This is a genomic window from Limnohabitans sp. Hippo3 (assembly GCF_003063665.1).
Classification (GTDB): Bacteria; Pseudomonadota; Gammaproteobacteria; order Burkholderiales; family Burkholderiaceae_C; genus Limnohabitans_A.
The window spans coordinates 26,647-45,059 of the sequence record NZ_NESF01000003.1; the positions used below are offsets into that span (position 1 = coordinate 26,647).

The 18,413-nt window shown below is 61.5% G+C and carries 19 protein-coding genes; 6 read left to right on the top strand and 13 right to left on the bottom strand.

Annotated features, from left to right (window positions below; genetic code table 11):
- Position 1 precedes the first annotated feature (1 nt).
- Both metW and B9Z34_RS05930 read right to left on the bottom strand, forming a co-directional pair.
- On the bottom strand, positions 2-586 hold the full coding sequence (gene metW, locus B9Z34_RS05925; protein WP_108427201.1) for a methionine biosynthesis protein MetW: 585 nt from the start codon (positions 584-586) through the stop codon (positions 2-4).
- Complete coding sequence (locus B9Z34_RS05930; protein WP_108427202.1) at positions 583-1,737, bottom strand: homoserine O-acetyltransferase; 1,155 nt, start codon at positions 1,735-1,737, stop codon at positions 583-585. Before B9Z34_RS05930 ends, metW begins: the two co-directional genes overlap by 4 nt.
- A gap of 200 nt (positions 1,738-1,937) precedes the next feature.
- Between B9Z34_RS05930 and B9Z34_RS05935 the strand changes: the two genes are divergently transcribed.
- Positions 1,938-2,753, top strand: a complete 816-nt coding sequence (locus B9Z34_RS05935) for a formate/nitrite transporter family protein (RefSeq protein ID WP_108427203.1) — start codon at positions 1,938-1,940, stop codon at positions 2,751-2,753.
- A 25-nt stretch (positions 2,754-2,778) separates the two neighbouring features.
- On the opposite strand, the gene B9Z34_RS05940 is transcribed toward B9Z34_RS05935, so the two are convergent.
- A complete protein-coding gene (locus B9Z34_RS05940) occupies positions 2,779-3,345 on the bottom strand; it encodes a TMEM165/GDT1 family protein (protein ID WP_108427204.1) in 567 nt (188 codons plus the stop codon).
- 168 nt (positions 3,346-3,513) lie between these two features.
- Here B9Z34_RS05940 and B9Z34_RS05945 point away from each other — a divergent pair, with 168 nt between their 5' ends.
- Both B9Z34_RS05945 and B9Z34_RS05950 read left to right on the top strand, forming a co-directional pair.
- The gene (locus B9Z34_RS05945; protein ID WP_108427205.1) at positions 3,514-4,716 is read left to right on the top strand and encodes an ammonium transporter; all 1,203 of its coding nucleotides are present in this window, start codon (positions 3,514-3,516) and stop codon (positions 4,714-4,716) included.
- Positions 4,717-4,944: 228 nt separating this feature from the next.
- The gene (locus tag B9Z34_RS05950) at positions 4,945-5,478 is read left to right on the top strand and encodes an RNA-binding protein (protein ID WP_108427206.1); all 534 of its coding nucleotides are present in this window, start codon (positions 4,945-4,947) and stop codon (positions 5,476-5,478) included.
- A gap of 107 nt (positions 5,479-5,585) precedes the next feature.
- On the opposite strand, the gene lptC is transcribed toward B9Z34_RS05950, so the two are convergent.
- Genes lptC through B9Z34_RS05965 form a run of 3 tightly spaced genes read right to left on the bottom strand, consistent with a single transcriptional unit; the run spans position 5,586 to position 7,754 of the window.
- A complete protein-coding gene (gene lptC / locus B9Z34_RS05955) occupies positions 5,586-6,191 on the bottom strand; it encodes an LPS export ABC transporter periplasmic protein LptC (protein WP_108427207.1) in 606 nt (201 codons plus the stop codon).
- Positions 6,188-6,775, bottom strand: coding sequence for an HAD family hydrolase (locus tag B9Z34_RS05960; RefSeq protein WP_108427208.1), 588 nt, complete (start codon positions 6,773-6,775; stop codon positions 6,188-6,190). The genes lptC and B9Z34_RS05960 overlap by 4 nt, the downstream gene beginning before the upstream one ends.
- A gap of 1 nt (position 6,776) precedes the next feature.
- Positions 6,777-7,754: an SIS domain-containing protein gene (locus tag B9Z34_RS05965; protein WP_199220078.1), complete on the bottom strand. Its 978-nt coding sequence runs from the start codon at positions 7,752-7,754 to the stop codon at positions 6,777-6,779.
- Between the two features lie 121 nt (positions 7,755-7,875).
- On the opposite strand from B9Z34_RS05965, the gene B9Z34_RS05970 reads away from it, so the two are divergent.
- The 3 genes from B9Z34_RS05970 to B9Z34_RS05980 all read left to right on the top strand — a co-directional run bounded on the left by B9Z34_RS05970 (position 7,876) and on the right by B9Z34_RS05980 (position 11,040).
- Positions 7,876-9,861, top strand: a complete 1,986-nt coding sequence (locus B9Z34_RS05970) for a monovalent cation:proton antiporter family protein (RefSeq protein ID WP_108427210.1) — start codon at positions 7,876-7,878, stop codon at positions 9,859-9,861.
- A 3-nt stretch (positions 9,862-9,864) separates the two neighbouring features.
- On the top strand, positions 9,865-10,419 hold the full coding sequence (locus B9Z34_RS05975) for an adenine phosphoribosyltransferase (RefSeq protein ID WP_108427211.1): 555 nt from the start codon (positions 9,865-9,867) through the stop codon (positions 10,417-10,419).
- A gap of 84 nt (positions 10,420-10,503) precedes the next feature.
- On the top strand, positions 10,504-11,040 hold the full coding sequence (locus B9Z34_RS05980) for a 2,4'-dihydroxyacetophenone dioxygenase family protein (protein ID WP_108427212.1): 537 nt from the start codon (positions 10,504-10,506) through the stop codon (positions 11,038-11,040).
- 80 nt (positions 11,041-11,120) lie between these two features.
- Here the strand turns inward: B9Z34_RS05980 and B9Z34_RS05985 are convergent, their stop codons facing one another.
- From B9Z34_RS05985 to B9Z34_RS06015, 7 genes are all read right to left on the bottom strand, one after another.
- Positions 11,121-12,080, bottom strand: coding sequence for a branched-chain amino acid ABC transporter permease (locus B9Z34_RS05985; protein WP_108427213.1), 960 nt, complete (start codon positions 12,078-12,080; stop codon positions 11,121-11,123).
- A 4-nt stretch (positions 12,081-12,084) separates the two neighbouring features.
- Positions 12,085-12,969 carry a branched-chain amino acid ABC transporter permease gene (locus tag B9Z34_RS05990; RefSeq protein WP_108427214.1) on the bottom strand — a complete coding sequence of 295 codons (885 nt, stop codon included), beginning with the start codon at positions 12,967-12,969 and terminating at the stop codon, positions 12,085-12,087.
- Positions 12,970-13,005: 36 nt separating this feature from the next.
- Positions 13,006-14,220 carry an ABC transporter substrate-binding protein gene (locus tag B9Z34_RS05995; protein ID WP_108427215.1) on the bottom strand — a complete coding sequence of 405 codons (1,215 nt, stop codon included), beginning with the start codon at positions 14,218-14,220 and terminating at the stop codon, positions 13,006-13,008.
- Between the two features lie 25 nt (positions 14,221-14,245).
- Entirely contained in the window at positions 14,246-14,956 is a 711-nt protein-coding gene (locus tag B9Z34_RS06000; protein ID WP_108427216.1) for an ABC transporter ATP-binding protein, read from the bottom strand.
- Positions 14,949-15,725 carry an ABC transporter ATP-binding protein gene (locus B9Z34_RS06005; protein WP_108427217.1) on the bottom strand — a complete coding sequence of 259 codons (777 nt, stop codon included), beginning with the start codon at positions 15,723-15,725 and terminating at the stop codon, positions 14,949-14,951. The genes B9Z34_RS06000 and B9Z34_RS06005 overlap by 8 nt, the downstream gene beginning before the upstream one ends.
- Positions 15,726-15,879: 154 nt before the next feature.
- On the bottom strand, positions 15,880-16,662 hold the full coding sequence (locus B9Z34_RS06010; protein WP_108427218.1) for a 3-hydroxybutyrate dehydrogenase: 783 nt from the start codon (positions 16,660-16,662) through the stop codon (positions 15,880-15,882).
- On the bottom strand, positions 16,662-18,191 hold the full coding sequence (locus B9Z34_RS06015) for an AMP-binding protein (protein ID WP_108427219.1): 1,530 nt from the start codon (positions 18,189-18,191) through the stop codon (positions 16,662-16,664). Before B9Z34_RS06015 ends, B9Z34_RS06010 begins: the two co-directional genes overlap by 1 nt.
- Positions 18,192-18,413 lie beyond the last annotated feature (222 nt).

Below are 18,413 nucleotides of genomic sequence, written 5' to 3' on the forward strand. Positions count from 1 at the left end.
CTCAGCTGCGCTGCAGTTTGTACACCGCTGTGCCGGCCATCAGGTTGGGCAACACACGCACTTCCTGTCCGTGTTGCAGACCGAAGGCATCCACCACCTGCAGGTGGTTTTTACGGGCCAGGTCGCCAAAGTCGGCAAAGGTGCCCACGCGGATGTTGGGCGTGTCGTACCACTGGTAAGGCAGGCGCTTGGTCACCGGCATGCGGCCTTGCAGCACGCTCAGGCGGTTGAACCAGTGCGCAAAGTTGGGGAAGGCCACGATGCCGACGCGGCCCACACGCACCGTTTCGCGCAACATGGTTTCGGCGTTGCGCAGGTGTTGCAGGGTGTCGATTTGCAGCACCACGTCAAACGATTGGTCGGCAAACAGGCTCAGGCCTTCGTCCAGGTTGAGCTGGATCACGTTCACGCCGCGCTGTACGCAGGCGTGCACATTGGCGTCGTCCAGCTCCACACCGTAGCCGGTGCAAGCATTGTGTTGTTGCAGGTGGGCCAGCAAGGCGCCGTCGCCACAGCCCAGGTCGAGCACGCGGGCGCCGTGTGGCACCAGCCGCGCAATGGCTTGCATGATCAGGGGGTCGCTCATGCGGCACCTCCTTCGTTCAAAGTCTTCGCCATGTTGTCAAAGTAAGAACGCACCACATTCAGGTAACGCGCATCGTCGAGCAAAAAGGCGTCGTGTCCGTGCGGTGCGTCGATTTCTGCGTAGCTCACGTCGCGGCGGTTGTCGAGCAGGGCCTTGACCATTTCGCGGCTGCGGGCGGGCGAGAAGCGCCAGTCGGTGCTGAAGCTGACCAGCAGGAATTTGCAGCGGGCACGGGCAAAAGCCTGCGACAAATCGCCGCCAAAAGCGCGGGCCGGATCGAAGTAATCGAGCGCCCGGGTGATCAGCAAATAGGTGTTGGCGTCAAAGTACTCGCTGAACTTGTCGCCCTGGTAGCGCAAGTAGCTCTCGATCTGGAACTCCACCTCTTGTGTGGAGTATTTGTAGCCGGTGGCGTTGTGCGTCACCGCCGTGCGCAGCTCGCGGCCAAACTTTTCATTCATCACGTCGTCGCTCAGGTACGTGATGTGGCCGATCATGCGGGCGATGCGCAGGCCGCGCTTGGGCACCACGCCTTGGGCGTAAAAGTGGCCGTTGTGGAAGTCCGGGTCGGTCACGATGGCGCGGCGGGCCACTTCGTTGAAGGCGATGTTTTCGGCGTTGAGGTTGGGGGCGCTGGCCACCACCACCGCGTGCTTCACGCGCTCGGGGTATTGCAGTGTCCAGCTCAGCGCCTGCATGCCGCCCAAGCTCCCGCCCATCACGGCGGCCAGTTGTTCAATGCCCAACGCGTCGAGCAAATGGGCTTGGGCGTTGACCCAGTCTTCCACCGTGACCACCGGAAAGTCCGCGCCATACACGCGCCCGGTGTCGGGGTTGGTGTGCATGGGGCCGGTGGAGCCAAAGCACGAACCCAGGTTGTTCACGCCGATCACAAAAAAGCGGTCGGTGTCCAGGGACTTGCCGGGGCCGATCATGTTGTCCCACCAGCCCACATTGTGGGGTTGGTCGGCGTACACGCCCGCCACATGGTGCGAGGCGTTGAGCGCGTGGCAGATCAGCACCGCGTTGGATTTGTCGGCGTTGAGCGTGCCGTAGGTTTCGTAGCTCAGCGAATAGCCACGGAGGGACGCACCGCTTTGCAAAGGCAAAGGGGCTTCAAACAGCATGCTTTGGGATTCGGCGATCAGCATCGAATGTGTTCAGGTGTACAAAAAACAAAACCCGGCTTCGCAGTCAGCTGGGCCGGGCTTCAGTGGGTTGAAACACACGCCATTTAGCTGAATTTCGAAACCAGGGGTTTCGGCGCCCGCAATCAGGTTCAAATCGGCGCATAAAGCCGAGTATAAGGGCGAAGGACCAGCCCCATCAGAAGCACGCCGCAGGAGCACGCATGTCAGATCTTTATGGCTCGGACGCCTACAGTCCCGTCGAAATCGCCCGCCGCGTCGAATCGGTGGGCGAAACCAAAGCCCGAATGGCGGCGCTGCCCTTGGCCTTGCTGGGCGTGCTGGCCGGGGCCTTCATTGGCCTGGGGGCCATGCTGTTTGTGCTGGTCAAGGCCGATCCGACCTTGGGCTTTGCCGCAAGTTCGGTGCTGGGCGGGTTGGTGTTTGCCATGGGTTTGCTCATGGTCGTGGTGGCCGGGGCTGAGTTGTTCACCGGCAACAACCTGATCGTCATGGCCTGGGCCGATGGCCGGGTCAGCGCAGCGCAGGTGCTACGCAACTGGGTCATTGTGTGCCTGGCCAATTTTGTCGGCGCGGCCGGTCTGGCGCTGCTGGTGTTCGCCAGCGGCCACGCCAGCCTGAACGGCGGTGCAATTGGCCAGAAGGTGGTGCAGATCGCTGTGGCCAAGCAGGAGTTGCCCTTTGTCACGGCCTTGCTGCGCGGGGTGCTGTGCAATGTGCTGGTGTGCATGGCCGTGTGGATGGCCATGGCCGGGCGCAGCGTGACAGACAAGGCCGTGGCCGTCATGCTGCCGGTGATGGCCTTTGTGGCGGCCGGTTTTGAACACAGCATCGCCAACATGTACCTGATGCTGCTGGCCATGTTGCTGCAGCAAAGCGGCCTGACGGGCTACCCCGCCGTCACCTGGGGCGGCATGCTCGGCAATTGGCTGCCCGTGATTCTGGGCAATCTTCTGGGTGGCGCGGTGCTGGTGGCTGGGGTTTACCACGTCATTTACAAGCGCCAGCCTTCGGCTTGACGCCTGCGCCGGTAGAAACCTGCGCTCAGGCGCCCCAGCCCGACAAAGCAATCACGCCCAACACGGCAAAAATGCCCGCCGAGATCAGGTGTACCAGGCGCAGCGGCACCCGTTTGGTGATCGCGTCGCCCAGCCACACCACCGGGGCGTTGGCCAGCATCATGCCCAGCGTGGTGCCGGCCACCACGGCGAACCAGGCGTTGTATTGGGCGGCCAGCATGACGGTGGCGATCTGCGTCTTGTCGCCCATCTCGGCCAGAAAGAACGCCACCACCGTGGTCACGAACACCCCCATGCGCGGGGCGCTGTCGCCCTCTTCGTCGTCCAGCTTGTCCGGAATCAGCATCCACACCGCCATGGCGATGAAGGACGCGCCCAGCACCCAGCGCAGCACATCGGGGCCCATCATGGTGGTGACCCAGCTGCCCACGGCCCCGGCCAGGCCATGGTTGGCCAGTGTGGCCACCAGAATCCCCAGCACGATGGGCCAGGGCTTGCGAAAACGGGCGGCTAGCACCAGCGACAACAGTTGGGTTTTGTCGCCCATTTCAGCCAGGGCCACGATGCCGGTGGAGACGAGGAATGCTTCCATGTGAATGTGCCGCGCGGAATTCAAAAAAGAAGAATCTTACGTCAGTGACCTGAAGGCGCTGGCTTGATGCGCATCAATTTGGGCCTATTTCTTGCTTTTGTTTGGTGCGCCGAGGGTTTTTGAGCCCTTTATGCACCAAATCAATTCAAAAATCCTCAAGAGACGGTCATGGAAGCACTGAAACAGGGCGCGGATGCGCTATTTATTTTGTTGGGCGGCATCATGGTGCTGGCCATGCACGCCGGTTTTGCCTTTTTGGAGCTGGGGACCGTCCGCAAAAAGAACCAGGTCAATGCGCTGGTGAAGATCCTGGTGGATTTTTCAGTCTCCACTGTGGTTTATTTTGTGGTGGGTTACAGCGTGGCTTACGGCACCACCTTTTTTGTGGGGGCCGAGCAGCTGGCCGCCAAGAACGGGTACGACCTGGTCAAGTTCTTCTTTTTGCTGACCTTCGCTGCCGCCATTCCAGCCATCATTTCGGGCGGGATTGCCGAGCGGGCCAAGTTCTGGCCCCAGTTGATCGCCACCGCCGTGATCGTGGGGTTTGTTTACCCCTTTTTCGAAGGCATCGCCTGGAACCAGCACTTTGGCGTGCAAGCCTGGATCAAGGCGCTGACGGGCGATGAGTTCCATGACTTTGCGGGCTCGGTGGTGGTCCACGCCATGGGCGGCTGGATCGCTTTGCCAGCGGTGGTCTTGCTCGGTGCCCGTTACAACCGCTACCGCAAAGACGGTCAGGTCTCGGCGCACCCGCCGTCGAGCATCCCGTTTCTGGCCTTGGGCTCGTGGATTCTGATCGTGGGCTGGTTCGGCTTTAACGTGATGAGCGCCCAGACCTTGGACAAGATTTCGGGGCTGGTGGCGGTCAACTCCCTGATGGCGATGGTGGGCGGCACTTTGGCGGCTTTGTTGCTGGGCAAGAACGACCCCGGCTTTGTGCACAACGGCCCTTTGGCGGGTTTGGTGGCGGTGTGTGCGGGCTCTGACCTGATGCACCCGTTTGGTGCTTTGGTCACTGGCGCGGTGGCGGGTGCCCTGTTTGTGGTGATGTTCACCCTGACCCAGAACAAATGGAAGATCGACGATGTGCTGGGCGTCTGGCCCTTGCATGGCATTTGCGGTGCCTGGGGCGGGATTGCCGCTGGCATTTTTGGTGCCACCGGTCTGGGTGGATTGGGCGGCGTCAACCTCATGGCGCAATGGATCGGTACTGCGCTGGGCGTGGCTTGGGCTTTGCTGGGCGGGGTGCTGGTCTATGGTGTCCTGAAATGGACCTTGGGCCTGAAACTCAGCCCGGAAGAAGAGTACGACGGTGCTGATTTGAGTGTCCACAAAATCAGTGCCACACCGGACCGTGAAGTGAGTTGGTAAAACAACAGATTGGTGCGGCAGACCACATTCTGCGCGGCTTCGGGGGATTACCCCTTGCGTTTTTTTTTGTTTTATCACGCATAATTGCCGGACTTCACTGTCAGAAGCAGCGAAGTCATGTTTGCGGTGACCAGATCAGTTTCGCTTTCCTTCCGATGTTTTCAGGTTTGTTGAATGCGTTTTCGGAGCTCCATCGCTTTTATCTCTGTGTTTTGAGGAGTCCCTTTCATGGGCAACAAACTTTACGTCGGCAACCTGCCTTACTCGGTTCGCGACGGCGATCTGGAACAAGCCTTCGGTGAATTCGGTGCTGTGACCAGCGCCAAAGTCATGATGGAACGTGACACTGGCCGCTCCAAAGGCTTCGGCTTTGTGGAAATGGGCAGCGATGACGAAGCACAAGCAGCGATCAACGGCATGAACGGTCAGCCCCTGGGCGGCCGTAACGTGGTGGTGAACGAAGCCCGTCCCATGGAAGCCCGTCCTCCCCGCACTGGCGGCGGTGGCTTCGGTGGTGGTGGCGGTTACGGCGGTGGTCGTCGTGAAGGTGGTGGCGGCTACGGCGGCGGTCGCGAAGGCGGCGGCGGTTTTGGTGGCGGCCGTGAAGGCGGTGGCGGCGGCTACGGCGGCGGTCGTCGCGAAGGCGGCGGCGGTTACGGTGGTGGCGAAGGCGGCGGCGGTGGTTTCCGCAGCCCCTACGGTGCCGGCCCACGCGGTGGTGGCGGTCGCCGTGAAGGCGGCGGCTACGGCGGCGGTTATTGATTCACGCACTGGCCTGTCAGCTGACAGGCCCTTGAATCTTCACAGAGCCCTGCATTGCAGGGCTTTGTCGTTTGTGGCCTTCGCAGGCTCTTGGTCTGTGGCGTCCGTTACGGTGTTTTGCGTGGCTTGGGGGCCAAGGTGCCGCGCACCCGGCCTTGCAACACGTGCTCGCCCGTGTTGCTGTTGAAGTCCATGGTGTTGCCCGTGAAGACATCGCGGTCACGGGTGATTTGCACCGGGTCGGCAGACACCACGCGGTCTTCGTCGGGCAGGGCAACCAGACGCTCTCCCTGCAGTTCAATTTGAGGGCGGGTTTCTTGCGGGTGTTTGATGGCGTAGGCGTTGCCGATCAGGGTGACTTGCTTGCCATCGTCGGTGGCGATGCCCTGCTCGGCGCGGGCGTTCATCTTGGCACCGCTGTCGCTTTCGGCATAAATGCGAACCCGGTCAATGTGCAGGGCCTCGGTGGCCGGATAGTGCTGGGCCTTGTCGCCAATGACCTCACGGGTCATGCGCCCGCTGGCATTGAAGGATTTGACCGAGAAATCGGCCAGGCGGTAGTCGGGGTCCTGGCGTACAGGCTTGTTGGCCTCGGGCGTGAGCAGTACCGGCACGCTTCGGACCAGCCACCAGCTGGCCAGTGCCAGCAAGGCCATCACGATCAAGGGCAGGTAAATGCTCAACTTGTCGAGCAGGCGGCGCAACCCGTTCATGCCGACGGGCCTGCGTGTGCGTGGGTACCAACCTGGGCCAGCAAGCGTGCGTAATGGCCGCCAGCCACAAGCAACAGGTCACAAAACGCACGGGCCGCGCCTTCGCCACCTCGCTCAGCCGTGATGTGGTGTGCCACCGCCTTGGCTTGGGCGTGCCCGTTGGCAGGGGCGCAGGCAAAGGCCACGCGTTGCATCACCGGCAAATCGGGCCAGTCGTCGCCCATGGCGGCCGCTTGCGCCCAGCTCAAACCCAGGGTGTGCAGAAAATCTTCGGCAGCCGGGTGTTTGTCTTCGGTGCCAAAACGCGCATGCACGATGCCCAGCGCCTTCAGGCGCAGGCGCAGCGCGGGCGAGTCGCGCCCGGTGATGACCACGGGCGTGATGCCTGCTTGCTGCAGCAATTTCAGACCTTGCCCGTCCAGCGTGTTGAAGCGCTTGAGGGCTTCGCCGCTTTCCGAAAAATACAGCCCGCCGTCGGTCAACACGCCGTCGACGTCGAAAAAGGCTACGCGAATGCCTTGCGCTTGCAACAGCAATTCGGGCGGGTAATGCAGAGCCGGTGTGAGCGTTTGGACGGCTTGCATGTCAGATCACCTTGGCCCGCATCAGGTCGTTGGTGTTCAGGGCACCACACAGGTGCCCGGCTTCGTCGACGACGAGGATGCTGGTGATGCGCCATTGCTCCATCATCTCGGCCGCTTCGACGGCCAACGCGTCAACCCGGATGGTGCGGGGGTTGGCGTGCATCACATCGCGTGCCCGCAGGCTGCGCAGGTCCGCGCCTTTTTCGATCAGGCGGCGCAAGTCACCATCGGTGAACACCCCCAGCACGCGGCCTTCGGCGTCGGTCACGGCGGTCGCGCCCAGGCCCTTGCTGCTCATCTCGCGCATGAGGGCGGTGAATTCGGCATCCGGTCCGACCTGCGGCACATCGCTGCCCTTGCGCATCACATCGTCCACATGGGTCAGCAGTCTGCGGCCCAGTGAACCGCCGGGATGCGAGCGGGCAAAGTCTTCGGGCTTGAAGCCCCGGGCATCGAGCAGGGCCACGGCCAAGGCATCGCCCATGGCGAGTTGGGTGGTGGTGCTGGCTGTGGGTGCCAGGTTCAGGGGGCAAGCTTCTTTGTCGACAGAGCAGTCGAGCACCACGTCGGCATGGCGGGCCAGCGAGGACTGCAGGCCGCCGGTCAGTGCGATCAGGGGCACGCCCTGGCGTTTGAGGACCGGCAAGATGGCCACCAGTTCATCGCTTTCACCACTGTTGGAGATGGCCAGGACCACGTCGATGCCCTGGATCATGCCCAGGTCACCATGGCTGGCTTCGCCGGGGTGGACAAACATCGCCGGGGTGCCGGTCGATGCCAGGGTGGCGGCAATCTTGCGACCGATGTGCCCGCTTTTGCCCATGCCGGTGACCACCACGCGCCCTTGCACGCCCAGCACCATGTTCACGGCCTGGACAAAGCGCTCGTCCAAGCGGGCTTTGAGTTGCAACAAGGCTGTGGCCTCGATGTCGAGCGTCTCGCGGGCGAGTTGCAGGGTGTGGGCAGAGTGGGCGAGCATGGTGGGCATTTTATCGGTCGGCGGGCCGTGCCATGAAACAGCGGTGCTCAAGCCCACATCGGGTGGTGAATGGAGCGCCCGGATCGCCGAGACGGTCACATGCGCTTGTTACCATTGAAGCATGAGCGCTTTGGAGTTGACCCTGTTGTATTTGCTGGCCGCGGTGTTGGGCGTGGTGGGCTGCCGCATGCTCAAGCTGCCGCCGATGCTCGGTTATCTGGCGGTGGGCGTGGTCATTGGCCCCAACGCATTGGCGCTGGCGCAAAACTCCGAGGGCGTGAAACACCTGGCCGAGTTCGGCGTGGTGTTCCTGATGTTTGTGATCGGGCTGGAGTTCAACCTGCCCAAGTTGCGTTCCATGCGCAAGCACGTGTTTGGCCTGGGCCTGTTGCAGGTGTTGCTGACGCTGGTGATCGTGACGGTGTTTTCCTTGTTTGTCGCCACCATGGCCCCCACGCTTTGGAAGATGGAGTGGCAAACCGCGCTGGCGCTGTCGAGCGCCATGGCCATGAGCAGCACGGCCATCGTGATCAAGCTGGTGGCCGACCGGCTGGAGCTGGAGTCCGAGCACGGCAAGCGGGTGGTGGGTGTGCTGCTGTTTCAGGATTTGGCGGTGGTGCCTCTGATCGTGATGATTCCGGCTTTGGGCGCACCGGCCGAAGAAATGTTCTCGGCCCTGTTGTTGGCGGCGGCCAAGGCCACAGTCTTGATTACCTTGCTCATGACCGGTGGGCAGCGTGTCATGCGCTGGTGGCTCACGCTGGTGGCGCGGCGCAAAAGCGAAGAGCTGTTTGTGCTCAACCTCCTGCTGGTCACCCTGGGGCTGGCCTGGATCACCGAGATGGCGGGCCTGAGCCTGGCGCTGGGTGCATTCATCGCGGGCATGCTGATTTCCGAGACCGAATACAAACACCAGGTGGAACTCGACATCCGACCTTTTCACGATGTGCTGCTGGGCCTGTTCTTCATCACCATTGGCATGATGCTGGACTGGTTCATTGTGGTGGAACGCTGGCCGCTGGTCTTGCTGCTCACCACCTTGCCTGTGCTGTTCAAGCTGGTGTTGGTGACTGCGTTGGCCAAGCTGACCGGCGCGCCCAACGGGGTGGCCCTGCGCACCGGCTTGTACCTGGCGCAGGCGGGTGAGTTCGGTTTTGTCTTGCTCACACTGGGGGCGCAAAGCAACATCATTCCCCCGGCATTGCTCAACCCGGTGCTGGCCAGCATGGTGCTGTCCATGATGGCCACGCCGTTCATCATCATGCACAGCGACCGCATCGTGCTCAAGGTGGTGGCCAGCGAGTGGTTGCAACAGTCCTTGCAGATGACCACCATCGCCCGCAAGTCGATCAACACCAGCAAGCACGTCATCATTTGTGGCTACGGGCGTTGCGGCCAGAACTTGGCCCGCATGCTCGAAAAAGAAAACATCCCCTACATGGCGCTCGACTTGGACCCCGACCGGGTGCGCCAGGCCGCCGCGGCCGGAGATTCGGTCGTGTTTGGCGATGCCGGACGTTTGCAATCGCTCATGGCCGCAGGCCTGGCACGTGCCAGCGCGGTGGTGATCACCTACCTGGATGTGCCCGCGGCCATGAAGGTGCTGGACCACACCCACAGCCATGCGCCGCAGGTGCCGGTGATCGTGCGCACACAAGACGATCTGGACCTGGAAAAACTGCAGCTGGCGGGGGCCACCGAGGTGGTGCCCGAGGCGCTGGAGGGCTCGCTCATGCTGGCCAGCCATGCGCTGGCGCTGGTGGGCGTGCCCATGCGGCGCGTGATCCGCATCGTGCAAGACCAGCGCGACGCGCGTTACAACCTGCTGCGTGGATATTTCCATGGCGCGGACGACGACACACTGGACGAAATCGACCACGAGCGTTTGACCACCGTGGGGCTGCCCCTGGCCTCGCCCTGGTTGGGTAAACAGGTCCAGGACCTGGCTTTCCATGCCATGGGTGTGCGTGTGGTGAACCTGCGCCGCGCCAATGGCCAGTCAGAAAAAGTGAGCGATGACACCGAGCTGTTCCCGGGCGACACGCTGGTGCTGTCGGGCAAATCCCAAACCTTGGCGGTGGCCGAAGAAAAACTTTTGCGAGGTTGAGGCATGGACGATTTGAACGTCAACGACTATTTGAAAAGCCATATCCGCACGGTGCCCGACTGGCCTGCGCCGGGCGTGCAATTTCGCGACATCACACCGCTGCTGCAAGACCCGCGCGTGTTCCGCGTGCTGATCGATGCCTTTGTGCACCGTTACATGCACCCGGCCTTGCGCCCTGACGTGGTGGCCGGGCTGGATGCGCGGGGTTTCATTCTGGGCTCGGTGGTGGCCTATGAGCTGGGGCTGGGTTTTGTGCCCATCCGCAAAAAAGGCAAGCTGCCCTTCACCACGGTCGAAGAAACCTATGAGCTGGAATACGGCAGCGCCACGGTAGAGCTGCATACCGATGCCGTCCAACCCGGCCAGCGTGTGCTGCTGATCGACGACCTGATCGCCACGGGCGGCACCATGATGGCGGGCAAAAAGCTGCTGGAGAAACTGGGGGCCACCGTGATCGAGGGTGCCGCCATTGTGGATTTGCCCGAGCTGGGGGGGTCTGACCGGATTCGGGCCGCGGGTTTGAAGCTGTTCACGCTGGTGTCTTTCGAGGGACATTGAAGCCAGCGGGCTGTCACGCACGGCGCTGACAAGGCGCCTGGACCGCTCTAAGCTGGGTGTTTTCCACTTGCCCCGGTCCTACCCATGAGCTCCAACCACACCCCGCCAGCGGCCGCCGATGACCGCGTTCCCTATGCGAAACCCCAGCCCTGGGGCATGGCGCCCGACATGGTGGTGCACAACGTGCAGACCGAAGACGAACGTCTGTGGGCGCCTGTCGCCCCGGGCATCTGGTCTCGCCCCCTGCACCTGAATGTGAGCGGCGGCTTTTATGTGCACCTGCTCAAAGTCAAGCGCTCGGGTCTGCTGCAGCGTCACCGGCATTCGGGCATGGTGCATGCGCATGTGCTGCGCGGCAAATGGCTGTATCTGGAGCACGACTGGGTGGCCGAAGAGGGCAGCTATGTGTTCGAACCGCCGGGCGAAACGCACACCCTGGTCGTGCCCGACGACTGTCAGGACATGGTGACCTTGTTCACCGTGCATGGCGCGTTGATGTATGTCGACACGCAGGGCAACGCCACCGGGTATGACGATGTGTTCACTCGCATCGAGAAGTACCGCGCCCACTTCGAGGCCGTGGGGCTGGGGGCGGATTACGTGAAGAACTTCATGCGTTGAAGCGCTGATTCCGGACAAGAAAAAACCGCCTGTCAGGGCGGTTTTTTCTTGGGGGCCTCACTGTCAGGTGAGGACCGAATTCAAAGTGGTTTCTTGAGCCAGTTGGCGATCTCACCCACGATGCCGCGGCGGAAGGCCAGCACGCAGATCACGAAGATCACACCCTGGATGATGGTGACCCAGGCACCCAGCTGGGCCAGGTAGTTTTGCATGCTCACGATCACAGCCGCGCCGACCACCGGGCCGAACAAGGTGCCCAAGCCACCCACCAGCGTCATCAGCACCACTTCGCCCGACATGGACCAGTGCACGTCTGTCAAAGAGGCCAGCTGGAACACCAGCGATTTGGTGGCACCCGCCGTGCCGGCCAATGCGCCAGAGATGACAAAGGCGATCAGCTTGTAGAGGTCGGTGTCATAGCCCAGCGAGATGGCGCGATCCTGGTTTTCGCGGATGGCTTTGAGGATCTGACCAAAAGGCGAGTGCACGATGCGCCAGATGAAGGCAAAACCCGCCAGGAAGATGGTCAGCACAAACAGGTACATGTTCGTGTTTTGTTCGAGGTCAAACACGCCAAACAGTTTGCCGCGAGGCACGCTCTGGATACCATCTTCACCGCCTGTGAAAGGCGTTTGCAGGTAGAAGAAGAACATCATTTGCGAGAACGCCAAGGTGATCATCGCAAAGTAAATGCCTTGCCTGCGGATGGCCAATGAGCCTGTGACGAGGGCCAGCAAGGCCGAGCAGCCTGTGGCAAACAACACGGCCAGCTCGGGGTTCCAGCCCCATACCTTGGCCGCATGCGCGGCGGCATAACCGGCGGTGCCCAAAAACATGGCATGGCCGAACGACAGCAGGCCGCCAAAGCCGATGAGCAGGTTGAAGGCGCAGGCGAACAAGGCAAAGCACATGACCTTCATCAGAAAGATCGGGTAGACCCAAATGGGTGCGATGACCAGAACCGCCACCATGATGGCGAAGGCCACCCACTGGTGCGTGAAAGACTGGGTCTTGAAGGAGGGCGTCGAGACAGTGGTCATGGTCTTACTTCTGGGTGCCGAACAACCCGGCAGGCTTGATCAGGAGAACAATGGTCATGATGATGAAAATCACCGTGCTGGAAGCTTCGGGGTAGAAGACCTTGGTCAGGCCTTCGATCAGGCCCAGACCGAAACCGGTCAGGATGGCCCCCATGATGGAGCCCATGCCGCCAATCACCACCACCGCAAACACCACGATGATGATGTCAGCGCCCATGGTCGGGTTGACCTGGTAGACGGGTGCGGCCATGACGCCAGCAAAGGCGGCCAATGCCACGCCGAAGCCATAAGTCAGAGTGATCATGCGCGGCACGTTGATGCCGAACGCCTGCACCAGGCTGGGGTTTTCGGTGGCCGCGCGCAGGTAGGCGCCCAGCTTGGTGCGTTCAATCACGTACCAGGTGGACAAACACACCACCAGCGAAGCCACGATGACCCAGGCGCGGTACTTGGGCAGGAACATGAAGCCGGTGTTGTAGGCGCCCTTGAACACCTCGGGCACCGGATAAGGCATGCCCGACGAGCCGAATTCGTGGCGGAACATACCCTGAATGATCAGCGCCAGACCAAAGGTCAGCAGCAGGCCATACAAATGGTCGAGCTTGTACAGCCGTTTGAGCATGGTCCGTTCAATGACCATGCCGGTTGCGCCCACCAGAATCGGCGTGACGATGAGCGAAACCCAGTAATTGATGCCCAGTTTGGTGAGCGAGAGGTAGGCCACGAAGGCGCCCAGCATGTACTGGGCGCCGTGGGTGAAGTTGATGATGTTCAGCAAGCCGAAAATCACGGCCAGACCCAGTGAGAGCAGTGCGTAAAAAGAGCCGTTGATCAGCCCGATCAGCAATTGCCCGAACAGGGCTTGCGAGGGTATGCCAAAGATTTCCATTGTGATGTTTCGACTTGCTTGAACTAAGGGGAGGGATTACTTCTTGACCAGAGGGCACTCGCTCTCTGCCAAGGGGCGGAAGGCCTCGTTGGCAGGGATCGTGGCGACCAGCTTGTAGTAGTCGTAAGGGCCCTTGGACTCGGAAGGCTTCTTGACCTGGAACAGGTAGGCAGGGTGCAACTTGCGGCCATCGGGGCGCACGCTGCCTTTGCCGAACAAGGGGTCATCAGTGGGCAGCTCTTTCATCTTGGCGGCCACTTTGGTGCCGTCGTCGGTCTTGGCTGCATCTACGGCCTTCAGGTAGTGGATCACGCTGGAATACACACCGGCTTGCACCATGGAGGGGTATTTGCCGCCGTTGGCTGCAGCAAAGCGCTTGGTGAAGGCACGGGTGTTGTCGTTCAGGTCCCAGTAGAAGGTTTCGGTCAGCATCAGGCCCTGTGCGGTGTTCAGACCCAGCGAGTGAACGTCGGGCAGGAAGACCAGCAGACCTGCCAAGTTCTGGCCGCCTTTGGTGATGCCGAACTCAGCCGCTTGCTTGATCGAGTTGGTGGTGTCGCCACCGGCGTTGGCCAAACCGATGATCTTGGCCTTGGAGGCTTGAGCCTGCAGCAGGAACGAAGAGAAGTCCTGCGATGGGAAAGGTGTGCGGACCTTGCCCACGACCTTGCCGCCGTTCTTGACCACCACGGCTTCGGTGTCGCGCTCCAGGGCGTGGCCGAAGGCGTAGTCGGCGGTCAGGAAGAACCAGGTGTCACCACCGCTTTTGACAATCGCTTTGCCGGTGCCGTTGGCCAGCATCCAGGTGTCATAGGCCCAATGGATGGTGTTGGCGTTGCAGGCCTTGCCGCTCAGGTCGGCAGTGGCCGAACCGGAGTTGACGTGCAATTTGCCCTTGTCCGCAGAAATCTTGGCAATTGCCAGACCGACCGAGGAGGTGGGCACGTCGGCGATCATGTCCACCTTGTCGGTGTCGTACCACTGGCGGGCAATGTTGGAGCCCACATCGGGCTTGTTCTGGTGGTCGGCACCGACCACCTCGACCTTGAGCTTGCTGCCGGAGGCCTTGAGGTAGTCCTCCACCGCCATTTTGGCGGCGCTCACCGAGCCGGGGCCGGTGATGTCGGAGTACAGACCCGACATGTCGTTGAGCACACCGATCTTGACGATGCCGTCAGAGATCTGGGCTTGTGCACCGCCCGCAAAAGCGCAGGCAGCCATGGCGGCGAGGGAAAGAAGTTTGCGTTTCATCGTGTTGTCTCCAGTTAGAAAAAAATCAGACGCCCAGGTACTCGTTCAACATGCCCATCTTGGAGGACAGCTCCTGTGAGGTAAAGCTCTCCACCATCTGACCATGTTCCATCACGTAAAACCGGTCGGCCAAGGGCGCGGCAAACCGGAAGTTCTGCTCCACCATGATGATGGTGAAGCCCTTGGCCTTGAGGGCCGTGATCATGCGGGCGAGGGCCTGCACGATGACGGGCGCCAGGCCTTCGGAAATTTCGTCCAGCAACAAAAAGCGTGCGCCTGTGCGCAGAATGCGACCCACAGCCAGCATCTGCTGCTCACCGCCCGACAGGCGGGTACCCGGACTGTTACGACGTTCCTTCAGGTTGGGGAACATCTCGTAAATCTCTTCGACCGACATGCCGTTGGGGGCAATCACGGGGGGCAGCAAGAGGTTTTCTTCGCAAGTCAGGGCCGAAAAAATACCCCGCTCTTCAGGGCAATAACCCAAGCCCAGCTTGGCGATCTGGTGCGGTGCCCAGTTCACGGTTTCCTGGCCCTTGATGGTGATGGAGCCGGTGCGCCGTCCCACCAGACCCAGGATGGACTTGACGGTGGTGGTGCGGCCCGCGCCATTGCGGCCCAGCAGGGTCACCACTTCGCCTTCGTTGACCGTGAGGTCCACCCCGTGCAGGATGTGCGACTCGCCGTACCAGGCTTGCAGGTTGCTGATGCGCAGGAATTCTTTGGATTCAGCCATGGGCCCCCTCCAGCTGGTTGTCGGTGGTGCCCATATAGGCTTCCAGCACTTGGGGATTTTGCGAAACCACGGCGTAAGGTCCTTCTGCGATCACTTGTCCACGTTGCAAGACACTGATGGTGTCTGCAATTTTGGACACCACACTCATGTTGTGTTCCACCATCAAGATGGTGCGGTTGGCCCCCACCTTCTTGATCAGCTGCGTCACGCGGTCCACGTCTTCGTGGCCCATGCCCTGGGTGGGCTCGTCCAGCAGCATCAACTCGGGCTCCATGGCCAAGGTGGTGGCGATTTCCAAAGCGCGCTTGCGGCCATAGGGCAGCTCCACCGCTGTGAGGTCAGCCATGCTGCCCAGGTCCACCTCGTCCAGCAAAGCCATGGCTTTGTCATTGAGCTGGCTCAGGCTGCGCTCGGAGCGCCAGAAATGCAGTGAAGTCCCGGTGGCACGTTGCAAACCAATACGAACGTTTTCCATCACCGTGAGGTTGGGAAAAGTCGCCGAAATCTGGAAAGACCGCACGATGCCGCGCCGTGCCACCTGGGAGGGTTTTTCAGGCGTGATGTCGTGCCCGTTGAACAGGATCTGTCCACGGGTCGGAATCAGGAACTTGGTCAGCAGGTTGAAGACGGTGGTCTTGCCTGCGCCGTTGGGGCCGATCAGCGCGTGGATGTGGCCACGCTGCACATTCAGGCTCACGCCGTTGACGGCAACGAAGCCCTTGAACTCTTTGACAAGCTCTCGGGTTTCAAGAATGAAATTGCTGGACATCTGGACTGCTCTGGTTCATTGTTCGGCGGTTAAAAATTCTTAGCATCTGGATTGTGCTGGGCTCTTGTCAGTTTTGCGTCATGGTTATCCCGGGGGGTTGTCTCGCACGTGTCTGCATCCCACGGTGCCAAAGTGCTTTTGCACACTTCAGCTCTCATTGCGCCGTCCAGCCACCATCAACCGGTAGTGACACACCCGTGATGCCTGCGGCCGCATCGCTGCACAAAAACACGGCCACATCTCCAATCCGTCCGGGTGGCAGCAGTGTTTGGTTGGGCTGCTTTTCACGCAGCAAATCACGGATCGCCGCATCGCGGTTGCCACCCAACGCCTGCGCCCGTGCCTCAATCTGGGGCGCGATGATGGGGGTGTCGGTCCAGCCCGGGCAGATGCAGTTGACGGTGATGCCATCGGTGGCAGTTTCGAGCGCAACACCTTTGGAGAGGCCCACCAGGCCATGCTTGGCCGCCAGATAGGCCGTTTTGTTGACCGAGGCCACCAGCCCGTGCACCGAGGCGATGTTGACGATGCGGCCCCATCCTTGTGCACGCATGGCGGGCACGGCCGAGCGCATGGTCATGAATGCCGCGCTCAGGTTGATGGCCAAAATCGCGTCCCAGCGTTCGGTCGGAAAGTCTTGCACCGGGCAGGTGTGCTGAATGCCCGCATTGTTGACGAGGATATCTGGCGTGCGCAGGGCCTTGGCCGCTTGCGCCCACAGCGCACTGGCCGCTTGCGGGTCGCGCAGGTCGGCTGGCACATAAGTGGTTTGTTGTCCGGTGCGTTGCGCCAGAGCGTGTGCCACCGCCTGACCTTCGGACAAGGGCTCGATGCCATGCAGCACCACGTCGTGTCCGGCTTCCGCCAGCCGTGTGGCGATGGCCAGGCCAATGCCCTGCGTGGCACCGGTGACCAGCGCGCAGTGTGTGGTACTCATTACGTGTTTCCTTTCAGGCTTTGCGCATCCAGTGTGCGCAGTTCGGTTTTCAGCACCTTGCCGTAGTTGTTTTTGGGCAAGGCCTCGACAAAGTGGTAATGCTTGGGGCGCTTGAAGCGCGCGACCTGGGCCAGGCAGTGCGCATCCAGCTCGGCCACGCTCAGGGCTTGCCGACACACCACAAAGGCCACCACCACCTCGCCCCACTCGGGGTCGGGTCGGCCGATCACCGAGACCTCGGCCACCTGCGGGTGCGTCAGCAGCGCTTCTTCGACTTCACGCGGGTAGATGTTGGTGCCGCCGCTGATCACCATGTCCTTGGAGCGGTCGAGCAGGCTCAGGTAACCGTCGGCGTCCAGGCGGCCCACATCGCCGGTTTGCAGCCAGCCGTTGCGGATGGTTTTGGCGGTGGCTTCAGGGTCGCGCCAATACCCGGCCATGACCAATTCGCTGCGCACACAAATTTCACCCACCTCGCCCACAGGCAGTTCGGTGCCCGCCTCGTCACAAATCCTCACCTCGACCATGGCCTGCGCGTGGCCCACCGAGGCCAGGCGTTCCCGCCAGCGTGGATGCGCGGTATCGAGCACATCGCTCTTGGGCAAGACGCTGATGGTCATGGGGCATTCGCCTTGGCCATAGATCTGCGCAAAGTGCGGGCCGATCACCTGCAGGGCTTCTTCGATGTCGGCCAGGTACATGGGGCCACCGCCATAGACGATGGTGGCCAGGCCCTGCGGGCGCTCTGGCTCAGTGCGTGCCGCGTCCACCAGCCGCCGCACCATGGTGGGCGCTGCAAAAAACGAGGCCCGTTGCCAGTGCGCAGCCAACGCCAGGGCTTCGTGTGGGTCAAAGCCATCCGAGCGGGGCACCACGTTCAAACCCGCGTTCAGCACATAGGGCAGGTGGTACATGCCGCCGCCGTGCGACAGCGGCGCGGGGTGCAGCATGGTGTCGCCGCGCTGCACCGATTGCACCGAGGCCAGATAAGCCAGCGCACAGCCGCGCAATTGGCGTGCGCACAGCACCACACCCTTTGGCCTGCCCGTGGTGCCGCTGGTGTAAAACAGCCAGGCTGGGTCATCGTCTTCGCGAGGCTGCAAAGCCAGCTGTGGGCCTTCGGCTTGTTGCATGAAAGAGTGGTCAGCCTGTACTTGCGTGGCGGCGTTCAATTCCCTCAAAGCCTGCTGCAGGCCGCTGGCACGTTCGTCATCCACAAAAGCCAGACGCGCCTCGCTGTGCCCGGCAATCCAGGCCGCTTCGCGTTCATGCAGCTTGGCGTTCACCGGTACGGCCACTGCGCCACACCACCAAATGCCCCACATCAGGGGCAGGTATTCGGGTGCGTTGTGCATGAAGAGCACCACCCGATCACCGGCCTGCACGCCTTGTGCGCGCAACCAGTGGGCTGTGCGTGCGGCCCGGCGGGCAAACTCGGCGTAGTCGCACCAGACCTCGGTGCCGTGGGCGATGGCCGATTGTTGTGGATACCGTTCGGCGCTGCGCGCCAACCAAAGGGCGATGTTCATCTCAGTTCAACCTTTCCAGCACCGAGCTACACGCGGGCCAGCCATGTGCGTAACCAATCAGGTCAACCAACATCAGTGAGTGTCCAATGAGCAAAGGGTTTTCAGGAGCGTAAAAGGGATCATGCTTGCAGCTATATTAGGTGGCTCATCATGCTTTGTGCAGTCGTCAAAACACGCCCGGACTAACCCTTGCGTAAAAATACCCCTCTTTCTGATTCATCC

What these genes read in the sequence shown, in the direction of transcription:
- B9Z34_RS05975 (WP_108427211.1), top strand. Translation starts at nt 9,865, where the DNA reads ATGGACGATTTGAACGTCAACGACTATTTGAAAAGCCATATCCGCACG.
- B9Z34_RS05970 (WP_108427210.1), top strand. Translation starts at nt 7,876, where the DNA reads ATGAGCGCTTTGGAGTTGACCCTGTTGTATTTGCTGGCCGCGGTGTTG.
- B9Z34_RS06010 (WP_108427218.1), bottom strand. Translation starts at nt 16,662, where the DNA reads ATGAGTACCACACACTGCGCGCTGGTCACCGGTGCCACGCAGGGCATT.
- B9Z34_RS05950 (WP_108427206.1), top strand. Translation starts at nt 4,945, where the DNA reads ATGGGCAACAAACTTTACGTCGGCAACCTGCCTTACTCGGTTCGCGAC.
- B9Z34_RS05995 (WP_108427215.1), bottom strand. Translation starts at nt 14,220, where the DNA reads ATGAAACGCAAACTTCTTTCCCTCGCCGCCATGGCTGCCTGCGCTTTT.
- metW (WP_108427201.1), bottom strand. Translation starts at nt 586, where the DNA reads ATGAGCGACCCCCTGATCATGCAAGCCATTGCGCGGCTGGTGCCACAC.
- B9Z34_RS06015 (WP_108427219.1), bottom strand. Translation starts at nt 18,191, where the DNA reads ATGAACATCGCCCTTTGGTTGGCGCGCAGCGCCGAACGGTATCCACAA.
- B9Z34_RS05965 (WP_199220078.1), bottom strand. Translation starts at nt 7,754, where the DNA reads ATGCTCGCCCACTCTGCCCACACCCTGCAACTCGCCCGCGAGACGCTC.
- lptC (WP_108427207.1), bottom strand. Translation starts at nt 6,191, where the DNA reads ATGAACGGGTTGCGCCGCCTGCTCGACAAGTTGAGCATTTACCTGCCC.
- B9Z34_RS05985 (WP_108427213.1), bottom strand. Translation starts at nt 12,080, where the DNA reads ATGACCACTGTCTCGACGCCCTCCTTCAAGACCCAGTCTTTCACGCAC.
- B9Z34_RS05935 (WP_108427203.1), top strand. Translation starts at nt 1,938, where the DNA reads ATGTCAGATCTTTATGGCTCGGACGCCTACAGTCCCGTCGAAATCGCC.
- B9Z34_RS06005 (WP_108427217.1), bottom strand. Translation starts at nt 15,725, where the DNA reads ATGTCCAGCAATTTCATTCTTGAAACCCGAGAGCTTGTCAAAGAGTTC.
- B9Z34_RS05945 (WP_108427205.1), top strand. Translation starts at nt 3,514, where the DNA reads ATGGAAGCACTGAAACAGGGCGCGGATGCGCTATTTATTTTGTTGGGC.
- B9Z34_RS05960 (WP_108427208.1), bottom strand. Translation starts at nt 6,775, where the DNA reads ATGCAAGCCGTCCAAACGCTCACACCGGCTCTGCATTACCCGCCCGAA.
- B9Z34_RS06000 (WP_108427216.1), bottom strand. Translation starts at nt 14,956, where the DNA reads ATGGCTGAATCCAAAGAATTCCTGCGCATCAGCAACCTGCAAGCCTGG.
- B9Z34_RS05930 (WP_108427202.1), bottom strand. Translation starts at nt 1,737, where the DNA reads ATGCTGATCGCCGAATCCCAAAGCATGCTGTTTGAAGCCCCTTTGCCT.
- B9Z34_RS05990 (WP_108427214.1), bottom strand. Translation starts at nt 12,969, where the DNA reads ATGGAAATCTTTGGCATACCCTCGCAAGCCCTGTTCGGGCAATTGCTG.
- B9Z34_RS05940 (WP_108427204.1), bottom strand. Translation starts at nt 3,345, where the DNA reads ATGGAAGCATTCCTCGTCTCCACCGGCATCGTGGCCCTGGCTGAAATG.
- B9Z34_RS05980 (WP_108427212.1), top strand. Translation starts at nt 10,504, where the DNA reads ATGAGCTCCAACCACACCCCGCCAGCGGCCGCCGATGACCGCGTTCCC.